Origin of the sequence: Archangium sp. (assembly GCF_036277355.1) — a bacterium.
Classification (GTDB): domain Bacteria; phylum Myxococcota; class Myxococcia; order Myxococcales; family Myxococcaceae; genus Archangium.
In genome coordinates this window covers 1-21945 of record NZ_DASUNC010000200.1, presented here as the reverse complement: position 1 = coordinate 21945, position 21945 = coordinate 1, and the positions used below count along the sequence as shown (strand labels likewise).

The 21945-nt window shown below is 67.2% G+C and carries 21 protein-coding genes; 5 read left to right on the top strand and 16 right to left on the bottom strand.

The features are described from left to right. The first annotated feature begins 1 nt into the window (after position 1). A complete protein-coding gene (locus VFZ09_RS49355) occupies positions 2-1408 on the top strand; it encodes a ribonuclease H-like domain-containing protein (protein ID WP_329734832.1) in 1407 nt (468 codons plus the stop codon). 12 nt (positions 1409-1420) lie between these two features. On the opposite strand, the gene VFZ09_RS49350 is transcribed toward VFZ09_RS49355, so the two are convergent. The 6 genes from VFZ09_RS49350 to VFZ09_RS49325 form a co-directional block, all read right to left on the bottom strand. Next, entirely contained in the window at positions 1421-3553 is a 2133-nt protein-coding gene (locus VFZ09_RS49350) for an FUSC family protein (RefSeq protein WP_329734831.1), read from the bottom strand. Positions 3554-3645: 92 nt separating this feature from the next. After that, the gene (gene hemA, locus VFZ09_RS49345) at positions 3646-4896 is read right to left on the bottom strand and encodes a glutamyl-tRNA reductase (RefSeq protein WP_329734881.1); all 1251 of its coding nucleotides are present in this window, start codon (positions 4894-4896) and stop codon (positions 3646-3648) included. Positions 4897-5009: 113 nt separating this feature from the next. Beyond that, complete coding sequence (locus VFZ09_RS49340; RefSeq protein ID WP_329734830.1) at positions 5010-6515, bottom strand: heme peroxidase family protein; 1506 nt, start codon at positions 6513-6515, stop codon at positions 5010-5012. A 250-nt stretch (positions 6516-6765) separates the two neighbouring features. After that, complete coding sequence (gene arsS, locus VFZ09_RS49335; protein ID WP_329734829.1) at positions 6766-7815, bottom strand: arsenosugar biosynthesis radical SAM (seleno)protein ArsS; 1050 nt, start codon at positions 7813-7815, stop codon at positions 6766-6768. A 10-nt stretch (positions 7816-7825) separates the two neighbouring features. Continuing rightward, positions 7826-8164, bottom strand: a complete 339-nt coding sequence (locus VFZ09_RS49330) for an arsenosugar biosynthesis-associated peroxidase-like protein (protein ID WP_329734828.1) — start codon at positions 8162-8164, stop codon at positions 7826-7828. 23 nt (positions 8165-8187) lie between these two features. After that, positions 8188-9453, bottom strand: coding sequence for a pyridoxal phosphate-dependent aminotransferase (locus VFZ09_RS49325; protein WP_329734827.1), 1266 nt, complete (start codon positions 9451-9453; stop codon positions 8188-8190). A gap of 75 nt (positions 9454-9528) precedes the next feature. Here VFZ09_RS49325 and VFZ09_RS49320 point away from each other — a divergent pair, with 75 nt between their 5' ends. Both VFZ09_RS49320 and VFZ09_RS49315 read left to right on the top strand, forming a co-directional pair. Next, complete coding sequence (locus VFZ09_RS49320) at positions 9529-10248, top strand: hypothetical protein (protein ID WP_329734826.1); 720 nt, start codon at positions 9529-9531, stop codon at positions 10246-10248. Then, entirely contained in the window at positions 10245-10673 is a 429-nt protein-coding gene (locus VFZ09_RS49315) for a hypothetical protein (protein ID WP_329734825.1), read from the top strand. The genes VFZ09_RS49320 and VFZ09_RS49315 overlap by 4 nt, the downstream gene beginning before the upstream one ends. A gap of 35 nt (positions 10674-10708) precedes the next feature. Here VFZ09_RS49315 and VFZ09_RS49310 read toward each other — a convergent pair whose 3' ends face one another. From VFZ09_RS49310 to VFZ09_RS49295, 4 genes are read right to left on the bottom strand one after another with little or no spacing between them, the layout of a single operon-like run. Continuing rightward, a complete protein-coding gene (locus tag VFZ09_RS49310) occupies positions 10709-11608 on the bottom strand; it encodes an alpha/beta hydrolase (RefSeq protein WP_329734824.1) in 900 nt (299 codons plus the stop codon). Next, complete coding sequence (locus VFZ09_RS49305) at positions 11605-12744, bottom strand: alpha/beta fold hydrolase (RefSeq protein ID WP_329734823.1); 1140 nt, start codon at positions 12742-12744, stop codon at positions 11605-11607. The genes VFZ09_RS49310 and VFZ09_RS49305 overlap by 4 nt, the downstream gene beginning before the upstream one ends. A gap of 46 nt (positions 12745-12790) precedes the next feature. Next, on the bottom strand, positions 12791-13261 hold the full coding sequence (locus VFZ09_RS49300) for a hypothetical protein (protein ID WP_329734822.1): 471 nt from the start codon (positions 13259-13261) through the stop codon (positions 12791-12793). A gap of 26 nt (positions 13262-13287) precedes the next feature. Then, a complete protein-coding gene (locus VFZ09_RS49295; RefSeq protein ID WP_329734821.1) occupies positions 13288-14094 on the bottom strand; it encodes a hypothetical protein in 807 nt (268 codons plus the stop codon). A gap of 82 nt (positions 14095-14176) precedes the next feature. On the opposite strand from VFZ09_RS49295, the gene VFZ09_RS49290 reads away from it, so the two are divergent. Next, complete coding sequence (locus VFZ09_RS49290; RefSeq protein ID WP_329734820.1) at positions 14177-14989, top strand: glutathione S-transferase family protein; 813 nt, start codon at positions 14177-14179, stop codon at positions 14987-14989. 87 nt (positions 14990-15076) lie between these two features. After that, positions 15077-16378 (top strand): hypothetical protein, encoded by a 1302-nt coding sequence (locus tag VFZ09_RS49285; RefSeq protein WP_329734819.1) that lies wholly within the window; start codon positions 15077-15079, stop codon positions 16376-16378. A 336-nt stretch (positions 16379-16714) separates the two neighbouring features. Here the strand turns inward: VFZ09_RS49285 and VFZ09_RS49280 are convergent, their stop codons facing one another. The 6 genes from VFZ09_RS49280 to VFZ09_RS49255 all read right to left on the bottom strand — a co-directional run bounded on the left by VFZ09_RS49280 (position 16715) and on the right by VFZ09_RS49255 (position 21821). Beyond that, on the bottom strand, positions 16715-17536 hold the full coding sequence (locus tag VFZ09_RS49280; RefSeq protein ID WP_329734818.1) for a hypothetical protein: 822 nt from the start codon (positions 17534-17536) through the stop codon (positions 16715-16717). 26 nt (positions 17537-17562) lie between these two features. Further along, a complete protein-coding gene (locus tag VFZ09_RS49275; RefSeq protein WP_329734817.1) occupies positions 17563-18438 on the bottom strand; it encodes a hypothetical protein in 876 nt (291 codons plus the stop codon). A gap of 169 nt (positions 18439-18607) precedes the next feature. Beyond that, positions 18608-19483, bottom strand: a complete 876-nt coding sequence (locus tag VFZ09_RS49270; RefSeq protein WP_329734816.1) for a hypothetical protein — start codon at positions 19481-19483, stop codon at positions 18608-18610. 147 nt (positions 19484-19630) lie between these two features. After that, on the bottom strand, positions 19631-20191 hold the full coding sequence (locus VFZ09_RS49265; RefSeq protein ID WP_329734815.1) for a hypothetical protein: 561 nt from the start codon (positions 20189-20191) through the stop codon (positions 19631-19633). A gap of 26 nt (positions 20192-20217) precedes the next feature. Beyond that, positions 20218-21426, bottom strand: a complete 1209-nt coding sequence (locus VFZ09_RS49260; protein WP_329734814.1) for a DUF3322 domain-containing protein — start codon at positions 21424-21426, stop codon at positions 20218-20220. Next, complete coding sequence (locus VFZ09_RS49255) at positions 21423-21821, bottom strand: SbcC/MukB-like Walker B domain-containing protein (RefSeq protein WP_329734880.1); 399 nt, start codon at positions 21819-21821, stop codon at positions 21423-21425. Before VFZ09_RS49255 ends, VFZ09_RS49260 begins: the two co-directional genes overlap by 4 nt. Positions 21822-21945 lie beyond the last annotated feature (124 nt).

Genomic DNA, 21945 nt, shown 5'->3' with positions numbered 1-21945 from the left:
CGTGGACTTGAAACGCAAGCTGGCCCGGCTTGGCGGTATCGGTCCCGGTGGGAAGCCGGGGGCGAAACCGTCTCCCGCTCCGGAGGCCCCGGTGGCGGAGTCGTCCGCCGCTCCCCCGGTGGAGGCGCCTCCCGCTCCCGTGGAGCCGCCTGCCCCGGTGGAGCCCCGGCAGGAGCCGGATCCGCGCGTGGTGGCGCTGAAGCGGATGCTCGGCGACTGGTCCGAGCGTCAGGGCGTGGCGGTGGCGCGCAGGGGCCCCTCGGTGGCTCCGCGTCCGGGTCCACTGCCCGCCGAGCCCCGGACGACTCCACACGGCGTCATCCACGTCGCCGAGCGTCTGCTCCCTCCGGAGCACCACCACGGCAACGCGCCGCTCGCGCAGGCCCTGGACGTGGAGTCTCCGCTGGTGGCGAGTCTTGCCTTGCAGCCGGGACTGGCGGGCGTGGACTTCCAGCGGATGCTCTTCCTGGACACGGAGACGACGGGGCTCGCGGGAGGAACGGGCACGGTGCCCTTCCTGGTGGGCCTGGCGTGGTTCGAGGGCCGCTCGCTCCGGGTGCACCAACTCTTCCTGAAGCGGCTGGGCGAGGAGGCGCCGATGCTGCGGGCGCTGGCCGAGCGCATGGCCGGGTCCTCCTGCCTGGTGACGTTCAACGGCAAGAGCTTCGACTGGCCGCTGCTGCGCACGCGCTTCGTGCTCAACCGCGTGCCCGTGCCCGCGGAGCTGCCGCACCTGGACTTGCTGCACTGCGCGCGCCGCGTCTTCAAGTACCGGGGCTCGGGGACGCGGCTGGTGCACCTGGAGGAGCAGGTGCTCGACTACCACCGCGTGGGGGACGTGGACGGGGCGCTGATTCCGGACCTCTACTTCCGCTTCCTGCGAGGCGCGGACGGCTCGGCGCTGACACCGGTGCTGGAGCACAACGCGAACGACCTGCTGCTGCTGGCGGCGCTGCTGGGCGTGCTGGGGCGGCGCTTCCGGGCGAGCGGTGCCGAGGGCCAGGACCCGAGAGATCTGCTGGGCTTCGCGGGAGTGGCGCTCCGGGCGCGGGACTACGAGCGGGCCCACGCCTTCGCCCGGGCCGCGGCGGCGGGAGACACGGGCGCGGTGGGCGCCGAGGCGCTCGCGATGGCTTCCCGCCTGTCGCGCCGGGTGGGGGATGACCGGACGGCGGTGGCGAACCTGCAGCGGGCGCTCGCGTCGGCGCGGGCGGAGCAGGTGGCGCCGCTGCACCTCTCGCTGGCCAAGCTGTACGAGCACGGCCTCAAGGACCTTCCACGCGCCCTGCATCACGCACGGCTCGCCGCGCCCGCCGAGGGCTCCGACGCCCTGCGCCGCCGCATCGAGCGCCTGGAGCGCAAGCTCTCCCGCGTGTCACGGGAGTACGCGTTGGACTTCGGCAAGTGAGGTCCAAGAGGCTCAGATCCGCTGTGGCAGCGGTCTCCCACGGAACGCGCCCGCCGTCCTGGCGATCAACTGGAGCGTGTCGTCCACGCGCGCGAGCCAGTGCAGCAGGATGGGCGGGCTCGCCGGACCCCGCCGGATGGTCTCCGCTCCAGCGAGTGACTTCCGTGCCTTCTCGAGCAGCGGAGACGCGGGCTCGAGGCTGGGGGCCTCCTTCCGCTCCAGGGCCCGCTCGATCGCGCGTGCATTGTTCGCGAGCCTGGCCCCGGCCTCGCGGATCAACTCGCCGGTCTCCCCGTTCACCTGCAGCACACCCTTGCCCAATGCGAGGTGCCGGACGAACAGGACGAGCTCGGACACCGAGTGCACCGTGCGCGCCGTGCGCGGCGCGAACCGCACGAGCCGTCCGTTGAGAGGCCGGGCCGCCGTTCTCAGGTCGCGCAGGCGCGCATCCAGGGTACGCGCCGCGTCGATCAGCCGATCCGGGTCCGAGTCCTTCGAGCGGTTCACGACCGCCTCCTCCAGGTAGTCGTACACCGCGGCCAGGACCTGCCGGGCGGTCGCGTGGATGTGCACCGTCGTCCGCTCTGGCAGGAGGAGGACGGCGATGACCACGCCGAGCCCCGCGCCAATCAGGGTCTCCTCGATGCGCAGGTAGAGGAGCCCGGGAGAGAAGAGGCCGAGCAGGCTGTAGAGGATGCAGATCAGCGTGGTGAACCAGAAGACCATCCACGCATACGAAATCTGTATCAGGTAGAAGCCGAAGAAGACGCACACGAAGACGCCCGCGAGCTCGAGGGTGCGGTGGCCGCTGACGAGTCCCGCGAGCAGCAGCCCGGCAATCACACCCAGCACGGTTCCGAGCACCCGCGACCAGGCGCGCTGCAGCGTGTCGCCCAGGGTCCTCGTCCGCGTGAAGATGACGAACGTGGTGATGACGGCCCAGTACCAGCGATCGGCGGAGACGGCATGGCCCACCACCATCGCCAGCACGCTCGCCACGGTGACCTGGATGGCCTGGCGCGTCGCGGGATGAAGACCGTTCTCCACGGGCTTCTCGGGTGGACGCGTGCCCGCGGGGGCGGAAGCCGCCTGTCCTGGGACGAGCCTTGGAACCTCGCGGGGGAGCTGGGCGGCGGCCTCCACCAGGTCCGTGATGGAGTTGCTCAACCGCCGCGCATCCGCACGGCCCGGCGCGTCCTCGGGCATGTCCGACACCGAGCCCCGCACGTGCTCGATGTGCTCCTGCATCAGCCGCCGGGCGGCCGGATCCCCATTGCGGACGAAGGTGCGCGCGGCGGCCAGGGCCTGCCGGATCTCCCGGCGTGCATCCGGCGCCAGCGCACCGGACTCCACCACCTGCTGGACGGCGCCAATCACCCGGCTGACCGCGAGCTCCAGGTCGAAGAGCCTCAGCCGCAGGGCCGGCTGGCACCGGGTGAGCAGCTCCTCCACCGCGAGCGCGGAGTCATTCAAGCGATCCTGCTCCCGGCCGAGCCGGCGCAGGACGGAGCGGGTCAACCGTGGACGCTCGGGGATGTCCCGCAGCTCCCACAGCATGATGGCGACCGTCTTCCGGAAGGTGCGGAGGAAGCGGTGGAGCTCCCGGCTGGGGCGGTCGCGGACGAGCACGAAGCGCACCGCGTAGGCGATACCGAGCGCCACGAGGGCCGCGCCGACGAGGGCGGGCAGTTGCGCCACCTGCGCGTGGAAGAAGAGCGCGTTGAAGAAGGCGAAGAAGCCAATCATCCCGAGCGCGAGCCCTCGGGGGCCGAACCGCCGCGCCCAGGCGGCGAGGAAGATCGTCACCGCGAAGGCCGCCGCCCCGAGCACGGGGATGCGCGAGGTGAGGGTCCCCAGCACGAGCGAGGCCGTGGCCGGCAGTGCCATGAGGAGCGTCGTGCGCCGCTGCTCCCGGGGAGCCGGGTCGGTCGCGAGCTGCGAGCCCATCATCCCCATCATGGTCCCCACCAGGGTGACGGTGGGCGGCTCGCCCAGCCAGCGGGCCAGCTGGGAGATGATCAACGCGGCCAGGCCGGCGCCCAGGATGGCGCGGGCCCCCTGCCGCAACCGCCCGAGCGCCGGGTCGGACGTCACGAAGAGGTCCCACAGGTGGGGGGGATGAAGAAGGCGCTTCAGGTCTCGCAAGCCAGTCCTCTCTTCTGGATGAGCTTGCGGATGGAGGCGCGAACCTGCTCGCCCGGATGCCCGGACGGCTGGAGAGCGGACGGACAGCCGCGTCAGCCGTGGAGGCCGAACAGCTCCGCGGTGACCTGGGCCAGCAGGACATCCTCCTGCGCGGTGCCCACCGCCCGCAGACGTGCCGTGGGCTCGTGCAGCAGCTTGTTGATGATGGCCCGGGCCATGGCCTCGACGCTCTTGCGCTGCTTGTCGGACAGCGACTCGCCGAGCGAGGACAGGGTTCGCTCCACCTCGGCGCGGGCGATGGTGTCGGCGTGCTGCCGCAGCCGCGAGAGGACGGGCACACCCTCACGCACGGACCGCTCGCGCATGAAGCGGGCCACTTCCTCGGCCACCAGCGCCTCTGCCTTCCGGGCCTCCTCGGCGCGGGCCGCTGCGTTCTCCAGGACGAAGCGCTGGATGTCGTCCACGTCCAGCATCCGCACCTGCTTCATCGAGCCCACCTCGGGCGCGATGTCGCGCGGCACGGCCAGGTCCACCATGACGAGGGGCCGCTGCCGCGTCTCGAGCACCGGCGCCACGTTCTCCCGGGTGAAGAGCGGCACCGGCGAGGACGTCCCGCTCACCACCACGTCCGCGGAGGCGAGCAGGGTGAACAGCTCCTCGAGGGGCCGCGCGGTGCCGCCCACCTCGGCGGCCAGGGCCTCGGCGCGCGCGAGCGTGCGGTTGACCACCACCAGGCGCCCCACTCCCGCCCGCCGCAGGTGCCGCGCGGCCAGCGCCGACATCTCGCCCGCGCCCACCACCAGCACCGTCCGCTCCTCGAGCCCGTCCCACGCCCTGCTGGCGAGCGCCACGGCCGCGCTGGCCATGGACGTGGCCGCCATGCCGATGGCCGTCTCCGTGCGCACCCGCTTGGCGCACCGGAACGCCGCCGCGAACATGCGCGACAGCTCGCCGTGCACCGTGCCCGCGGCCTGGCTGTGCTCCAGGGCGTCCTTCACCTGGCCCAGCACCTGCGCCTCGCCCAGCACCATGGAGTCCAGGCTGGAGGCCACCCGGAAGAGGTGCGTGAGCGCGGCCTCTCCCTGGTGCTCGTAGAGCTGCTCGAGCACCTCCGGGCCTCCCATCCTGCCCAGCTCCTCCCGAGCCTGCTGGCGGGCCCGGGCCACGTCCGGCGAGGCCAGGTACAGCTCCACCCGGTTGCAGGTGGAGATGAGCAGGGCCTCGGCCGGGGCCTGTCCCAGCCGCCGCAGCAGCTCCACCTGCTGGTCCCCGGGCAGCGCCAGCCGCTCGCGGACCGTCAGCGGCGCCGTCCGGTAGGACAGCCCGATGCACAACAACTCCACCGTCCTCGACGGGGAATGGCCTGGCTCGCGTACGTTCATGGTCCGTCCTGCTCCGGGTGGAAGCTGAAGAAAAAGAGGGGGCCCTCGTAGAAGGAGGGCCCCCGTTCAGGGTGTTACGTCGTCGGAGGCGCCGGAGGCGGCGGGGGCACCAACGGGACACCGGCGAACCTCAACAGGTCCGCCATGAGGAACTTGCCCTGCGCGTTGGCGAGCTCCGGCTTCCAGTTCGGGTTGGCGTTGAGGAACGAGAAGCGGTCGCCCCGGAGCACGCCGATGAAGACCTCGGCCACGATGCGCGCGCCCACCGGCCCGAGGTGCCTGCCCTCGTTGCCCTTCTCCATCTCCGACTCCCGGAGGATGTAGTACCAGGGCGGGCTGGAGGTCTCGAACCCGACTCCGAACTGCTTCAGCTCGTCGAGCACCAGGGGCTTGATGCCCAGGCGCCTCGCCATGGCCTGGCCCGAGGGGAGCCGCAGGGCCAGACTCCGCAGCAGGTTGCGCTGCGCGAGCGACTGGGGATTGGTGATCGTCCCCACGCCATTTCCACCCACCTGGCCAGGCGCCCCGGGGATCAGCGCGAGGAGCGCGGTCGACAGCCGGGCATCGATGCGCTTGCTGAGGTTCATCGGGGGGGGATTGCTGTCCGCCAGTCCCTCGAAGAACCGCGCCCACTCCACGAACCGCCGGGCGGCGCGCTTGCCCCCGCGCAGATCGTTCGGATCGTTCGGGTTCGGTTGCACGGCATTGCTGAAGATGGCCGCGCCGAAGCCGGCGTTGAGTCCGTAGCCGGGACGCACCTGGCTGTGTCCGAAGCGGTAGGCGGCGACCGAGAACTCCACCGGGATGAAGGGCTCGTTCCTCCAGCCGAAGATCCGCTCCCGCGGGCGGTCGTCCAGCACGTCATCCACCACCTGCTGCCCGGCGATCTTCGGGAGGAACTCGTGGAGGATGATCCACTGGTAGTGCCAGCGCACCATCCGCTGGGCCTTCTCGAAGACCTGCGGGTCGTTGGGGTTCTTCTTGCGCAGATGATCCACGATGGCGTTGTGGAACTTCAGGAAGGCCACGTGGAGCTGCGAGACGATGGTGTTCTCGTCGTTGCGCGGATCCGCGATCAGCGCGGTGTTCTGGCTGTTGCGCGGCATGTCGTCGTTGGAGTCGGGACCGCCGAGCTTCTCGAGGAGGAACTTCGCCTGGTCATTGACGTCATAGAGGTGGCGCGAGACCCGGGGACCGGAGCCGTACACGTTGTCCAACTCGAAGGCCGGCGTGCGGAAGTTCTCGATGGCCTCCGGATCGTTCTGCCGCTCCAGGATGGAAGTCGGATCGAACGTCAGATCGTGATCGACGAACTGCCCGAAGAACGTGAAGCCGGCGGGAATGGTCTCGTTGTCGATGTTGCTGGGCTGCCTGGGCGCATCCGGCGGCGGCGGCGGCGGGAGGTCCAGGGCGTCCATCAATCCCCCCAGCTTGCCGATCTCGAAGAGCGCCTCGCGGATCTTGTCGTTGTCGGGGGCGAAGACAGGCAGGCCCGGGAAGAGCCGGCCGAAGCGGCCTCGGTCGTGAAACTGCGACTCGGGGGGGTTGTGGCCTCGAATCTGGGTGTCGCCATGCAACATGGGTGGTTGCTCCTGACTCGCGGACGCCGGGTACTGCTCAGGAGGCAACGTGAAGGGCGTCCCGGTCATTGAGGTTCCGCCTCCTGCTGCCGGGATAGAGAAATGGGCGCCGTGATGTGACGGGCCCCGTGAAATGCCGGAGTCCGGGCGCACCGAGGCGCCTGCCTGCCTGCTCGGCGTGGCAGGCAGGCTCCGTGACGGCGGCGGCCCCCCATGTCCAAGGGAGTAGGCGGTGTTGGATTCGTGACGTTCAGGTGGTGGCGCCGCCGCAGCTCGAGCCGGCACCCGCCGTACAGCCGAAGCAGTGGCGATCCGTGACGAGGGCGCGGGCTTCCAGCGCGGCCAGGTCGAAGTCCCGGATGTGGCGCGGGGCCCCGGCTTCCACCGGGAGCTCCAACATCTGGTTGAAGTCGCAGTCGTAGAGCTGGCCGTCCCAGCCCACCGAGAGGGTGTTGCGGCACATCACCCCGCGGGCCGCGGCGGGGTTGAAGGCGCTCACCAGCCGCTGCAGGTACGCATCGAGGTTGCCGGATTCCCGCAGCCACTCGAGGAAACGGCTGATGGGCATGTTGGTGAGGGCATACAGGCTGTCGAAGCGGATGCCGTGGTGGCGCAGCAGCTCCCGCTTCCACTCCGCCTCCAGCGAGGCCTGTCCGGCCGGCAGGAAGGCACCCACGGGATTCGCCACCAGCACCAGCCGCGGGCCGCTCTGGCCATCTCCATACCCGAGCGCGTTGAGCCGCTTCAGCGCGCGGATGGACTGCTCGTAGACGCCCTCGCCGCGCTGCTTGTCCGTGTTGAGCGCCCGGTAGTGGGGCAGCGAGCACACCACCTCCACCCGGTGCTCGGCGAGGAAGCCGGGCAGATCGTAATGGGGCTTCGTCTCCAGGATGGTGAGGTTGCAGCGGTCCATCACATGGCGGCCGAGCTTGCGCACCTCCTCCACCAGCCAGCGGAAGTGCGGGTTCATCTCCGGCGCGCCGCCCGTGAGGTCCACGGTGGGAATGGACGTCTTCGCCAGCGCCGCGAGGCACAGCTCCATGGTCTCGCGGCTCATCACCTCGCGCCGGTCCGGCCCCGCGTCCACGTGGCAGTGGCGGCACGTCTGGTTGCACATCTTCCCGAGGTTCATCTGGAAGATGTCGAGCCGCGAGGGCCGCAGCGGGTGGAGCCCGGACTGCCGCAGCGCCTCGTCGAACTCGCGGGGGAGCGGCACCTGGTGGAGGGCCTCCCGCTGGGTGGCGGGAGCGGCGAGGGGACTGCTCCGGGCCTGGAGGGAGGGCGGGGTGCTCCTGGACATGACGGGTCTCCTACATGCCCACCTTGTCCACGTGGTTGCGCATCTGCACGCCGTGCACGAGCGAGGCGCCGCCACGGATGGCCGCCGCCACGTGGATGGCCTCGGTCATCTGATCCAGGTCCGAGCCCTTCTCCAGCGCGTCCTTGCTGTAGGCCTCGATGCAGTAGGGGCACTGGACGGCGTGCGCCACGGCCAGGGCGATGAGCGACTTCTCGCGCGCGGACAGGGCGCCCTCGGCGAAGACGGCGCCGTACCAGTCGAAGAACTTCTGGGCCAGCTCGGGCCGGTTCTTCCCGATGTCCGGGAAGCGGGCCAGGTCGTGCGAGTGGTAGTAGTGCGGATGGTCCATGGTGGGGGTCTCCAGGAAAGGGACTAGCGGCCGGTGTGGCGGAGCACCAGGGCCTCCAGGCGGCCCAGGGCCTTCTCCAGCACCTCCATGGAGGGGCCGAAGGACAGGCGCACGTAGCTGCGGAAGCGCGAGGGGCGGGCGCGCCGCTTGCCGGGGTTCACGTCGAAGAACTCGCCGGGCACGGTGATGATCTTCTCGTCCAACGCGGCGCGGAAGAAGCCCATGCCGTCGTTGAGGGGGGCGGGCAGTCCGGACACGTTGCCCCAGACGTAGAAGGTGCCATCGGGCGGCCGGTCCGTGCGGATGCCCAGCCGCTCCAGGCGCGAGTGGAAGCGGTCGCGCTTCTCGCGGAAGTGGTGGTGGATGGCGAGCGTCTCCTTCACCACCAGCTGCTCGTCCAGCAGGGGAATCGCGGCGCGCTGGAGGGGCCGGCTGCCACCGCCATCGAGGAAGCTGCCCGCGCTGGACACCGCGTCGATGACCTGGCGCGGGCCGAGGGTCCACGTCATGCGCCAGCCCGGGTAGCGCCAGTTCTTGGTGAAGCCGTCGAAGAGGACGATGGGGTCCTTGTTGACGTCCTCCACGTAGCGGGCGGCGCTCTCCAGGGGCAGGTGCCCGGGGCGGCCCGTCCAGAGGTAGTGCGAGTAGAACTCGTCGATGAGCAGGGTGCACTCCTGCTCGCGGGCGACGCCCACCCAGCGCGCCAGTTCCTCGCCCTGCACCAGCTTGCCGGTGGGGTTGCAGGGGTTGGAGAAGAGCAGGGCGGAGAGGCCGCGGCCCTGGATCTCCCGGCGCAGGTCCTCGTGGGTGAAGGCATAGCCGCGCTCGCCCTCGAGGAGGATGGGGATGGAGGTGAAGGCCTTGAAGACGTCCAGCAGCTCCTCGTAGGCGGTGTAGTCCGGGAGGAAGTGGCCGAGGTTGACGGTGCCGAGGCTGGCCGCGGCGCGGGTGAGGGCGGCCCGGCCACCGCCGGAGAGCGACACGTTCTCGGCGGAGTACTGGCTGGGGAGGCCGCGCCGGTAGAGCCGGTTGTAGAGGGAGGCGATGGCCTCGCGCACTTCCCAGAGGCCGGCCACGGGGGCGTACTCCAGGTCGTTCACGTCCACGGTGACGCTGCCGATGCGGGGCGGGGCGCCGGGCAGCTCCCCCGTCTCGGGCTGGCCCTGGCCGAGGTTGCACCACTCGGGGTCTCCGGCGCGGTAGCCGCGGCGCGTGGCCTCGGCGGTGACGTAGATGACGCCCGTGCGCGGCACGGTGCGGAACGCTGGCAGGGAGGTGTCGTCGCTCACACCGGGGACGCTAGCGGAGAACGCGTGGGGCCTTCAGCTGGTGAAATCGTTTGCGCGTCGAATCCAGGTCGTTCCATGATAATCTTGGAACTCTTTCTTGACGGTTCGTTCAAAGAGGGCTTTCGGGGAGAAGACATGTCCAGGCGCTGCTGCTGGATGCTGCTGTGGCTGGTGGGAAGCGCTTGGGGATGCTCGGCTCCCAACCCCCATGTTCGAGTGCGCCGTATGGAAGATGGGCGGCTCCAGGTTGACGGGCCGCTGGCGGGGCCGTTCAAGACGTCGGAGGAACTGGCCACGAACGCATGTGAGATCATGACCCGCCAGCCCGGAGCATCGAACGGTGCCTACGGCTTCGAGTACTGCGCGCTGCACTATTACTCGGGCGTGGAGAACGCGTTCTTCCTCAGCTATCTCTCCGACATCGGAGGCACCAAGGCCGGTGGGCGGAAGTTCTGTGAGCTACCCAGTGTGGTGGATGACCCGGAGCACAGGGAGTCCATCATCCTGGGAGGGGCTCATTCCCATCCCAACAATCGGCAGTTCTCGAGAGGAGACTTGAGCGGCGAGAGTCTGTGGCGCCCGACGCGTCTGGTTGACAAGCGTACCGGACGGGTTTTCGACCGTCAGTTGCTGCTTCTCTATCGAGAGAAGAATGGGGAATGCAGAGCGTATGGGTACAACAATACGACGCGCGTGGTCTCGGCCTTGCGCGGCGGTGAATGGGTTGCCATTGGCCAGGTTGGTAATGACGCTGGGGACATCCGGATGTTCGAGGGGCAGGACTGGTTGCCATGAAATCGCTCGTGCCCGTTGTGCTCTGCTGCTCCTGCCTCCTGACGGGTTGCTCCCTGCTCTCCCACTTTGGCTATCACAAGCACCAGAAGGCGGAGTGGGCCCCTCCTGAGGAGGCGGAGCGGGTGACGTTTCCCAACTCCCTCGAGCAAGGTGTCCGCTTGAATGGGCCCACCCTGGCGGCACTCCGGGTTGCGATGGACGACTTCATTCCGCACGGTTCGAAGGTGACGGCGGACAACCCACGGCTCGCGGAGTGCCTCTCGCGTTGGGAGACGTACGACACGTCGGTCTTGCAGGTCAGTGAAGAACTCTACTTCGTGAGCTTCCTGCCCCGGCTGTCCCGGTGTGGCATCGATGCGATCGTTCTCGATGCCGGGGCAACCTACGCCATCGACGGGAAGGGCCGCATCCTCGACGTGCGATAGCGCAGGTCCCGCTCATTCCCGGGACCCTGGGTCCGTCAGCCACGTACCAGCGGGGTGAGGATGTCCTTCCAGTTCGAATAGAGGGAGAAGTGTCCTCCGCCCGGCAGGAAGTGGGGCACGGTGTTCGGGATGCGCGCGTGCAGGTAGCGCCCCATCTGCAGCGGCACGATGGAGTCTCCCTCCCAGTACCAGAGGTGCACCGGGATGCGGATGTCCTCCAGCGGGAAGCCCCACGGCGAGGTGAGCAGCCGGGCCTCCTGAATCATCCCCTGCACCCCCTGGCGCGAGGCCTCGAGGCGGAAGCCCTTCACCTGCTTGGAGATGGCCGGGTCCGACAGCACGGCGCGGTCATCCGCCGAGCACTCCTTCATCAGCGCCACGAGGGCGGAGTCGGGCTTGCGGCGGACGGTGCGGTCGTGCAGGCGCATCACCGGCTCCAGCAGCCAGCCCGGCCACATGGCCATGCTGTAGGCCGCGCGGTAGTCCCGGTTGACGCCCGCCATGGCGTCGCTGCGGTTGAAGGGCGCCGAGCCGGAGACGATGGCCGCGCCCGTCAGCCGCTCGCCCAGGCGGTACGCGCAGGCCGCCACGTAGGGGCCTCCCGCGGACACGCCCATCACCGCGAAGCGCCCCAGCCCCAGCTCGTTGGCCAGTTGCTCGATGTCCGCCGGCATGTCCAGCAGGGTGCGGCCCCGCTTGAAGTCCGAGTGCCCGTAGCCCGGACGATCCGGCGTGATGAGCCGCACGCCCATGCTGGCGGTGAGCGCGTCATCCGGGTGCCGCATGTAGCGCGAGCCCGGGTTGCCGTGCAGGAAGATGACCGGCATGCCCTGAAGGTTCCCGGCCTCCACGTAGGCCAGTTTGCGACCGTCGCGCAGCCGCACCGCGCCCTCTCGCGACAGCACCCGGACTTCCCGTCCCCGCGCCTCGTTCATTCCCCTCCCTCCATGGGCCGCGAACGCTGACTCATCCAGCCGTCGATGCGCGGCCATACCTTCACCGGCGACTTGCTGGAGGCCGACAGGCCGATGTGGCCCACCGGGAAATGCATCGTCTGACAGTCCTTCGTGCCCACCAGCAGGCCCTGCAGCGGCTCGCTCATGGCCGGCGGGGCGATGTTGTCCTGCTCCGCGATGATGTTGAGCACGGCGCAGTGGATGCGGCTCAGGTCCACCCGCTCGCCGCCCACCTCCATGCGGTTCTGGCAGAAGAGGTTCTGCTGGTAGCAGTCGCGCATGTACTGCCGGTACACCTCGCCCGGGAAGGGCACGGCATCGGCGCCCCAGCGCTCCAGCGCGAGGAAGGTGGTGACGAAGGCCGGGTCGTCGATCTGCCGGCACAGGTCCAACCACTTGGTGATGCGCTGGACGGGGCCGGCCATGAAGAAGCCGCTCTCCAGCACGTAGGTGGGCACGTTGCCGTAGGCATCCACCAGCGAGTCCACGTCGAAGTGCTGGGGCTGCGTCCACAGCGAGTAGATGCCGCCCTTGCTGAAGTCCACCGGGGTGGCCTGCACCACCAGGTTGCGCACGCCCTCGGGGTGGAGCGAGGTGTAGGCGAGCGCCATGGTGCCGCCCATGCAGTAGCCGTAGAGCGTCACGTCGTCGCTGCCGCTCACCCGCTGCGTCCAGCGCACGGCGGTGCGGATGTGGCCGCCGAGCAGCCCGCTCCAGGTGAGGTTCTGCTCGTCCTGCCCGGCGATGCCCCAGTCGATGGCGTAGACGTCATGGCCCTGGCGGGTGAGGTACTCGATGAGGCTGCGGCCGGGCAGGAAGTCGAGGATGTACCAGCGGTTGATGAGCGAGTAGACGAAGAGGATGGGCGTGCGGTAGCGGCGCCGGGGCGAGGCGTAGCGCAACAGGCGCATGCTGCCGCGCGTGTACACCACCGAGTGCGGCGTGGGGCTGATGGGCGGCTCGCGCACCCCGGCGGCCTTCTCGAAGAGGGGCTTGAGGTACGGGTACGGATTGATGGAGCGGTCCTGCAGCGCCTGCGCGAGCGAGCGCGAGACGTCCACCTGCGACGACACGAACGAGCGGATCCGCTGGAAGGCTTGGGCGGGCCGATTCACGGGAGGGCTCCAGGGGGAAGAAGGCCGGAGGGCATGACCGGGGCTCCTACCGGGCCGAGCCATTGCGGCGGCGCCGGGGCACGGGCACGGGAGAGGCGGCGAGGGTGGGGGAGACGGAGCGGGTGGCGTCCGGGGCGGCCGGCGGCTGCTCCTGGCGCTCGAGCAGCTCCACGACGTGCTCGAGCTGCGAGCCGAGGGCCTCGACCTGGTCCCCCATGCGGCGCAGCTGGTCGCGCAGGGAGTCCACCTCGGAGGAGGTGGGCACACGCAGCGAGTGCAGCGTCTTCTCCATGAGTGAAGTGCGGCGGATCTGCAGGGTGAAGCCGCGGCGCATGAGCCCGCCGCTGACGCGCAGGAAGGTGGGGCTCTCGGCCAGGCGGGCGGCCACCTTCGTGAGACCCCGCTCGGCCTGGGTGAAGACCTTGCCCGAGCGGGTTTCCGGGCTGGTGAGCTCCCCGACCTTCTTGAGGGCGCGGGCGAGCAGGCCGGAGGCGGGGCGGGAATCGGGGGCGGTCATGCCGCCCAGTCTACCTCGGGCGCGGCTCAGCGGACGATGGGGACCGTCACCGGGGCCTTGTCGTCGATCTCCACCTCCACCTTGCCCACCCGCCACAGCACCTCGCTGAAGTCCACCCGCACCCGGTGTCCTCGGGCCGTCTCGATGAAGGCCTGGCCCTTCTTGGGCAGGAACTCGCCCACCTCGTACTCCAGGGCGGTGAAGGTGACGCGGTCCGTGCCCAGCGGCCCGGACACCTGGCCCGGTCCGTCGAACACGAGCGAGGTGCCCCCGAAGACGGGAGCGCCCTCGCGCACGCCCAACCGCCCGTCCACGCGGTAGGTGTGGCCGGGACGGCCCGGGATGGCGCCCGCGGCGGCGGTCCAGAAGCGCGTCTCGTCGCCGCAGGTGCCGTAGCCCACCGTGGCCTGGAGCACCTGGCCGTCCACCGTCAGCCCGTTGAGGTCGGCGGTGAGGTCCATCCGCTCCTCACCTCCCTGGTAGATGAAGTCGGTGTGTCCCGACACGGTGTGTCCGTTCACGGAGCACGGCGTGTCCGGGAAGGAGAAGACCACCGCGTCCGAGGACTCGCTCCGGGCCTCGGCGGTGGCGGTGACGCAGGCGGTCTTCACCTGGACACCCTCGGCGGCCCGGCCCACGAAGGTGCGCCGTGGCTCGTCACAGGTGTAGACGGGGAGGAGCCCGAGCAACTCGAGCGCGATACGGGCCTGATGGGCCGCGTGGATGGCGAGGTCCACCCGCGTCTTCGCGTCGTCGATCTCCTCCTGGGTGGGCGGCTCCCGGCCGCAGGCGGTGGCGAGGACGGCGAGGGCGAGGCAGGCGTGGATTCTCATGGGGGCATTCTCCTCTGTTCGGGGCTTCGCCGCGCAAGCCCCGCTGTACCCGGGGGCCTGGGAAGCGGCATGCTGCCGGCCCATGGCCCGACCCGAGATCACGCTGTACCAGTTCCCCATCTCGCACTACTGCGAGAAGACCCGCTGGAACCTCGACGCGAAGGGGCTTCCCTACGTCATCGAGAACCTGATTCCTGGCCCGCACCGCTTCGTGACGAAGCGCCTGACGAAGGGGGGCCGGGGCACGGTGCCCGTGCTGGTGGATCGGGGCACGGTGGTCACGGACTCCACGGACATCGCCCTGCACCTGGAGCGTGCCTACCCGGCGGCTCCGGCGCTGATTCCGGCTGGAGGACCCGAGCGCGAGCGGGTGCTCGAGCTGGAGACGTACTTCGACGAGATGGCCGGCAAGCACGTGCGCCGCTGGGTGTACGCGACGCTCTTCGCCAGTGGAGCGGACATCAAGCCGCTGATGTTCGGCGCGTTCCCGCTGCCGCTGCGCCTGGTGGGCATGGTGCTGTTGCCCGTCATCAAGACAGCCATCCGGCGCCAGTACGCGCTGACGCCCGACAAGGTGGAGGAGTCGCGGGTGAAGATGCTGGAGGGGCTGGACAGGCTGGAGCGGGAGATTCAAGGAGACCCGTCGCGCTACCTGGTGGGCGAGTCGCTGTCGATCGCGGACATCACCGCGGCGTCGCTCTACAGCCCGCTGGTGGCGGCCGAGGGCTCGCCGTACACGGTGCGGCCGGCGGAGGAGGTGCCGAAGGCGCTCGCCGAGCTGCGCGCGTCCGTGCGGGCGAGGCCCTCGGGCCAGTGGCTGTTGCGGCGCTACCAGGAGGACAGGACGCGCGTGGCACGGGGCTTCGGCGCGAGCCCCGCGGCGGCGAACGGCTGAGGCTGCTGATCGGGGTTGGACTGAAATATGATTGCGTTTGGGCGTATGAGGTCATTACACGCAGCGTGAATGGAAGGTTGGGCGGAAATGCAAAGCCTTTGGAACATACTTGGTTTTCGTGAGAACCCATATTTCGCAACGCCGCTGACTATTTCACGAGAGGGAGTGGATCTTTTTGTCGGTCGTGGTGCGGAAATTCGGCGTCTGTTGGGAAAGTGGGACTCCTCTACTGGGGCTACAACGGTTATTGGTGGAAATATTGGAACAGGGAAGACTAGCTTCCTGAATGTTTGTCAGTACCTTTGCTTGATGGGGAAGAGAGAATTTGACTTGGCATTTGATCCTCCTTTGATCATGCCTTGTGTCAAAACTGTGCAACTCGAAGAAAAAATCGAAGAGCACAACTTGTTGGGCAGATTTATCCGGTCTGCGATCAATTCTGTTAGGTGGAGCTGTAGCCTTCTCGGGGAGCCGGTTCCGCCTGTTGTGACTGAAACCGCAGATTGGATGGATTCGCTAAATCAGTCAGAAAGCACGTCAAAAGGAGGCGGTGGAACAGTTTTGGGGGTTGGCGGCAGTGCTACGTTTTCCGTTTCTGTGGCAAAGAGGAAGTTGGAGGACTTCTCTCCAGATTCCTTAGTGGATCGCTTGGCTGCCCTTGCGGATTCGGCAAGGTTGATACGCAATTATCGCGGTATTGTAATGGCTATTGATAATATCGAGATGGTTGATTCGGATGAAGTCATTAAGTTGCTGAATAAATACCGTGATACTCTATTTGCGATGAGGTCTGTTTGGTGGGTTTTGATTGGTCAGCGGGGGCTGTACGACTTGATTGATGCAGAAGCTCCGAGGGTTACGCAGCGAATCAAAGGCACTGAAACAACCTTGGAGGGGCTTTCTTGGGATGATTTCAATCTTGCAACGCAAGCCCGCTTGAATTTTTACCGTCTTAGAGATGATGCTGTTGCGCCTATCGGTGAGGAGTTGCTTAGGGTTCTTTTTGATGCGTCTTCTGGGGAGATTAGGTATGTCTTCAAGGTTGCCGATGAGATTATAACTGACGCGATTGCTGATGATCCTAAGTTGCGCACTATCCCGCCTTCGCAGGCCGAAAGAATTCTTCAAAACTCTACGAAACAACAGCTCGGTCGATTGAAACTTTCGGATAGGGAAAAACGAGTGTTGCGGTTGATTTGCGAGAAGGGCTCGGCGCGTCCTAAAGATTATAAAGATTACAGTATTCAAAATGCTCCTAATTTCATCCAGGGTTATCTGCAGCCTTTGCAAGAGAAGGGGCTTCTTGCCAGATCGACTCAGGGTAATGCAGCCACTTATGCGCCACGCCCATTGGCGATTCTTGGTTCGAGGTTCAAATTGCTTGGTTGACGCTCTTCCCGATGCAGGGCAAGAGAAGGCAGATGACGTGCTTTGCTCCTGTTTCTATTGGCGCTCCACGGTGCGGTGGCTGAAACGGAACAAGGCGAGGTGCATCGCAGCGCTTCGCTCTTCGCGCATCCAGTTAGGTGTCTAGTATTTGTCCGATGGACGATGTTGTACGGAGACTTGACTGGGGATACTCCTACGCCCGCCCGCCATACCTCGTGGTGAAGGCGCCCGCGTGCAACAGGCTGCGGCTGTGTTGTTGCGAGTTCTACGAGCAGACGCTCTGCGCAGCAAGAATGGTCGAGTGACCAGAGTCAATCCCTACGAGGTGTTTGACACCTATACTGGCTTTTGATGCGCCTCGAGCTTGTCGTCCCAGTCGAACAACAGCGCGAGCAGCTCTGCCGTGCATGCACCAGACACCCGCTCGAAAGAGGACGGATCGAGTGATGCGAGGCGCTCTCGTTGAAAGGTGGGATCAGACAGAACCTGCCGGTGCTTCAGGTCTCGCTCGGAAGAAAGCGCCCGGGGCAGCTGTCTGAGAATGGCCTCGATGCTGTCCTCCCGGTTCGCTCGGGCCATGTGCTCCGCCGCTTTCTCCAGGCGTACGCGCACCGATGCTTCTTTCTCGGGGTACCATGCCTCAAGGGCCCAGCCGCAAGCAGCCACCATCAGCTCCTCCAAGGTATGTGCCGCACCCAGTTTCTTGAAGAGATAGCGCGCCCCTTGGAGCGGTTCCCAGAAGCGCAACACCGCCTGGAGACGCTGCGCAGTACGCTCCGCGCTCATCGGGTGCAGGTATGTGGTCGCGAAGAACAGTGAGCCCCACGCCGTCTCGCGAAAGAACGTTTCGTAATTGTCCCTCACGGGAAATGGATTCCGCCTTTCTCCAGACGGGGTCTCGGACAAATGGCCCATGAGGTTCGACACCATGTACAGCCGCCAGGCTGGGCGCTCGCGCTGGAAGTCCACCACCTCGTGCGCCAGCACCACTTCGTCAGGGGGGACTTCCAACAGCTGCCGGGGCGCCGGGAAGGTGCCGTCCTTGTGGTACTGCTCGCCGCACCGCAATCCTTCCTTCCTTGCCTTCTGCTGGACTGAGCGGAAGGTGCCATGCAGGAAGGACGGCAGTCGCAGGGAGGACGTCTGTCCGGGCATCATGACGTGCGTCCTAGCAAACCAGGTTCTCAGTGAGGAAGGGGCATGCTCGCGGCGGCGGGTACCTGGCGCGGGGGCTCCATGGGTTGCGGCCTCGCTGGAAAGGGGATGACCTGTCCTCCTCCTTGAGCGGGGGGCTGCTGGGCTCCCGGACTCGAGTCCATCTGGCTCAGGAGTGCACCCCACAGCACCACCCTCGCGGCATTGCCCACGAGATCGATAACGAGGCCCATGGCTCCACTGAAGGTGGCGAGTTTCTCGCGTCGGCTGATCATGTCTTCCACGGCCTTCTCCACCCACCCGCCGTACTGTCGCAATTCCTCCGCCTCGAGCTCCTCCCACTGCCCAGCCTCGTACGCCGCTCTCTCGGACTCGAAGCGCTGCTGGCTACGGGTCCAGCGGTACAGCACTACTCCGGGTTCGTGGGTCCGCCACTCCAGTCGCCAGATGTATTGTCCTCGTGCGAAGCGAATCAGGACTTCGCCGTGGAAGTCCGAGCCACCCGTGAAGTGTTTGCCGGCCAGGATGGTCCGGTTCAACGCGGCCAGATAGGTTCTCGACCGCTCACGTCCTTCCTGGAGGCCTTGCTCGTGCCAGGGCTTGATCTCGAAGAGCGCACGGCGGGTAATGTCCGTGATGTCGGGGCTTATCTTGTGCTCGCCCGGGAGCAGGCGGGACACATCTCCAATCCTCGTTTCCTCGATGATGACCTTGATGTGCTTGTTGTTGTAATAGACTTGGCGATCCGGATGCCTCACCCCGTACATATAGGCAATCAGCCGGTGTGCGGCGCCGCCCAGGAAGAGTTCCCAGGGCATCCGCGAGTTCGGATTCCGCCCTGGGACGTTGTAGCCCTTGAGCGTCAGGCCAGTGGGTTCCCCCACCACCCCTGGGCTGTCGCTCATCGCCGCGAGGGTTCGCTGCCCCCTCGAATTCCAGGGGCGGGGCTGTACGCCGGGCGCTGTGGCGCAACCGGCGAGCACCGATACGAACAAAAGGGCCACCCCACACCACGCGACCCGGCACACGGACGAACACCTGACGATGGCCATGGCGTAAGGGGTGGCCCGTGGCTCAGTAGGCGCGGGCCTTCAGGAACATCATCATGTGCCAGGGGGTGAGCCCGAAGATGGGGAGCGTCCACCACTTGTAATAGAAGTTGCGGTTGTTGGCGGCGAGCTTCCCACCCCAGCCGTTGGTGTAGATCATTCCCACCACACCGCCGCTCAGCGCGATCCAATTCCTGATGTCATCGTTGAACGGACCGTGGTTGAGCTGGCAGCCGTCCTGCCACCGGTAGCGGGACTGGACGCTCCAGGACGAGCGGATCCTCCAGGGCAACGAGCCGCTGACGTAGCGCGGGTAGTAGTCCTCCGCGCAGTAGAACGCCTTCTCCGTCACCGGGGGCGTCAGCCCGTGGGACAGCACAATCTCCTCCCCGAACCCGGTGTTGTCCCGCAGGGTGGCCTGGTGGAAGGGGAGACCGTAGGCCTGCAGCGCGTACTTGTTCAGGTCCTGGACGGCGGCGGCGATCTTCGGCTCGTCCTCCATCTGCTGCGCCACGTCCTGTCCATTCGTCCTGGCGTACTCGATGTGGCGCGCGCGAACCTGCGCCAGCACGGCCTCCACGTCCGCGGCGTTGAGGGCGTAGTAGCGGAGGATGGCACTCTTGAACTCCTCCTCGGACAACCCCTCCGCGGTCAGTTGATCCGCCAGGAGCTTGAGCTGATCCGGGGGAAGGCTGTCGCTGCCGGGCTTCACCTCCAGCGCCGCTTTGTAGAGGTCATCGAAGGCCGTGTCCGAGGGTTCTTGTTCCACGGACATGCGGACGGTCTCGATGACCTGAGCCTGGGCCTGCGGAGGGGGGGCGTCCTCCTGCTGGCACGCGGCCAGGCTGAACATGAGACCCAGGGACAAGGTGGTACGCGGGAGGAGTTTCTTGAAGTTCATGGGTAGGCCGGGTCGGGCGCTCGTTCCATGAAGACGGCCTCATGCCGCACCCGGAGCGAGCGTCGGACGCACTCCGGGTATAGCATAAAATGGCGTTTTCATGGAAGAGCCGGGATTTCAGGTTATTGGGGCCGCAATGATTGACTCCTACGGCCGGGGCCCACTGCCCTGGAACTCGTAGCGCAGGTGCCGGACCAGGTTCCGGTAGAACGGCCGTCGGCCCAGGGCCCCGGCCATCGCCTTGGAGAACCAGCTCCTGGACAGCCGGCCGACCAGTTCGGGCATCGTCAGGAACGAGACGTCCTCGACGAGGTGAAGCCTCGGGACCTGCTTCTCGAGGTCGTGCGGATCGTTGATTCCCCAGACGAGCTCGACCTTCGCGCCACGCACCGTCGCGAGGCGGGAGACCAGGCGCACCATCGCCCCGCTGTAGCCGTCGAAGGCGAGCTGCCCGCTCGGGAACTGCTCGGTGAGCCGCCGGAACAACGCCGTCCCATCCTTTTCGTGCAGGTACATCACCAGTCCCTCGGCGATGACGAGCACCGGCGTGTCTCCAGGGATGGCATCGAGCCAGGAGAGGTCCGTCACCGAAGAGCCAATCCGGCGATAGCCTTCGCGCTCCGGGTAGAGCTGCTCGCGCAGCGCGATGACGTCGGGAAGGTCGACGTCGAACCAGCGGACCTTGGGCCCCGGATCGATTCGATACACCCGGGTGTCGAGGCCGCAGCCGAGGTTCAGGACCGTCCTTGGTCCAGCAGCCCGGCGAGCGCGTGCTCCAACCATCCGTAGCGGATGCGCTCCTGCTCGAGCCGGACTCGGGGTCCCAAGCGGTCCTGCTGAAGGTCCCGGAAGAGCGTGGACTCGGCCGCGGTCAGCCGGCCGAGGGTTCCGTGGTGGGGTTCACGCTCCTCGACCCACAAGGGCTCATGCGCCATCAGGGTCTCCCGGTCCATGAGGAGGGAGCGGGCCTGGGGAAACGCGGCCCGCAGGCGATCGAGCATGGCGAATCCGTGGGTATCGAGGTCGCCCCAGTAATAGAGGCGCTTGGACGCGAGCCAGGTGACCTCGCCCAGCCGCTCCAGCGCATAGCCCAGGCCGAAGATGACGAGGCTTCCCGGCACGTCTGGAAAGGCCAGGCCATTGATTTCATTCTCCGTCATGAACACCTGCTCCACCGGGAGCCGCAGTCCGGCGAACTCCGCCGCGGGGACGGACAGGTCGCGGAGACCCTGGATGGAGAGCCGCGGGTCCAGCAGCCGGAAGTGGACCCGTGCCGGCTTGCTCCGCAGTCCAAAGCGTCTCTCGAAATCGGAGCGTGGGGCGCTCACGTCCATCGCCTCGGGAGGGAGCAGCCGCTCGAGCCACTCCGAGAGGAGTCCCTCATGGCGCTCGATGAACTTCGTGTCCACACCGGGGATGTCGAGCTGGCGCAAGTACAGCCCCGAGCGGGGATGGGCGCGGAACCATGCCAGCACGGCGAGCACCCGCCTCCAGTCCTCCGCGTGCTCCAGGAGGCGCAAGGGGCGTTTCACCACCTGGCCGTGCAGCTCCGGAAAGGCTTGCAGCGTGGCCGCCGCCAGCTCTCCGAAGCGTTCCGCTTCACGTGACTTGCGCACCAGCCGCAGCGCATCCGCCTGCGTGGGGATGACGGCCGCGCAAGGGACGCGGTTGTGACCGAGCTGGCGGTGGCGCACCTGCGTCCACTCGAGGGTGTACCCGTAGCCCAGTGCTTCCCGGCTGCCTTCCTCCAATGCGCGAATCCACTGTCGTACCTCGTCGAAGTGATTCGAGAGGGCCGCGTTGTCTGGCCGGCGCAGCCGGAGCGGAAGCGGGAAGAGCGGCTCTCCGGAGAGGGACGCCGCGAGGATGCGCCCCGTGTCCCAGGCGCGTTGCACCTGTGCACGCAGGGCTTCGGGCGTGGTCCACTCCGAGGGCGCGCTCATGCGCTGTGCGCCTCGCGCTCGGCCCGGTACTCCTCGAGGGTGAGGTTGCGCACCTTGGAGCGCTGACCCTCGTCATTGTGCACGAAGCCCACGCTCGCCACGAAGGGCTCGATGACACGAATCTTCTGCAGGGGCGTCACGATGAGGAGCTGCAGGTTGAGCTGGCGGAAGAGCTCCAGCCCATAGGCCGCGGATTCGTCCGAGCCCCGGCCGAACGCCTCGTCGATGACGACGAAGCGGAACGAGCGCGAGCGCGTCTCTCCCCATTGCAGCCCGAACTGGTAGGCCAGGCTCGCCGCGAGCACCGTATAGGCGAGCTTCTCCTTCTGGCCACCGGACTTGCCACCCGAGTCCGTGTAGTGCTCGTGCTCGAGGTTGTCCTCACCCCGCCTTATTCACCAGAAGGGCTGGAGGGTGACCGGAAAAGAAGGGTGACGCGCCTGACCTCCCGAGTGGTAGAGGGGTGTTGTTCAGACAACCACCACCAAACGGCAGGAGGCGCGTCATGGGTGAAATCCT

Excerpts from the sequence above, each read along its gene's own strand:
- VFZ09_RS49320 (WP_329734826.1), top strand. The coding sequence starts at position 9,529 with ATGATAATCTTGGAACTCTTTCTTGACGGTTCGTTCAAAGAGGGCTTT.
- VFZ09_RS49295 (WP_329734821.1), bottom strand. The coding sequence starts at position 14,094 with ATGAGAATCCACGCCTGCCTCGCCCTCGCCGTCCTCGCCACCGCCTGC.
- VFZ09_RS49300 (WP_329734822.1), bottom strand. The coding sequence starts at position 13,261 with ATGACCGCCCCCGATTCCCGCCCCGCCTCCGGCCTGCTCGCCCGCGCC.
- VFZ09_RS49285 (WP_329734819.1), top strand. The coding sequence starts at position 15,077 with ATGCAAAGCCTTTGGAACATACTTGGTTTTCGTGAGAACCCATATTTC.
- VFZ09_RS49260 (WP_329734814.1), bottom strand. The coding sequence starts at position 21,426 with ATGAGCGCGCCCTCGGAGTGGACCACGCCCGAAGCCCTGCGTGCACAG.
- VFZ09_RS49270 (WP_329734816.1), bottom strand. The coding sequence starts at position 19,483 with ATGAACTTCAAGAAACTCCTCCCGCGTACCACCTTGTCCCTGGGTCTC.
- VFZ09_RS49290 (WP_329734820.1), top strand. The coding sequence starts at position 14,177 with ATGGCCCGACCCGAGATCACGCTGTACCAGTTCCCCATCTCGCACTAC.
- VFZ09_RS49275 (WP_329734817.1), bottom strand. The coding sequence starts at position 18,438 with ATGAGCGACAGCCCAGGGGTGGTGGGGGAACCCACTGGCCTGACGCTC.
- VFZ09_RS49315 (WP_329734825.1), top strand. The coding sequence starts at position 10,245 with ATGAAATCGCTCGTGCCCGTTGTGCTCTGCTGCTCCTGCCTCCTGACG.
- VFZ09_RS49280 (WP_329734818.1), bottom strand. The coding sequence starts at position 17,536 with ATGATGCCCGGACAGACGTCCTCCCTGCGACTGCCGTCCTTCCTGCAT.
- VFZ09_RS49330 (WP_329734828.1), bottom strand. The coding sequence starts at position 8,164 with ATGGACCATCCGCACTACTACCACTCGCACGACCTGGCCCGCTTCCCG.
- arsS (WP_329734829.1), bottom strand. The coding sequence starts at position 7,815 with ATGTCCAGGAGCACCCCGCCCTCCCTCCAGGCCCGGAGCAGTCCCCTC.
- VFZ09_RS49310 (WP_329734824.1), bottom strand. The coding sequence starts at position 11,608 with ATGAACGAGGCGCGGGGACGGGAAGTCCGGGTGCTGTCGCGAGAGGGC.
- VFZ09_RS49340 (WP_329734830.1), bottom strand. The coding sequence starts at position 6,515 with ATGTTGCATGGCGACACCCAGATTCGAGGCCACAACCCCCCCGAGTCG.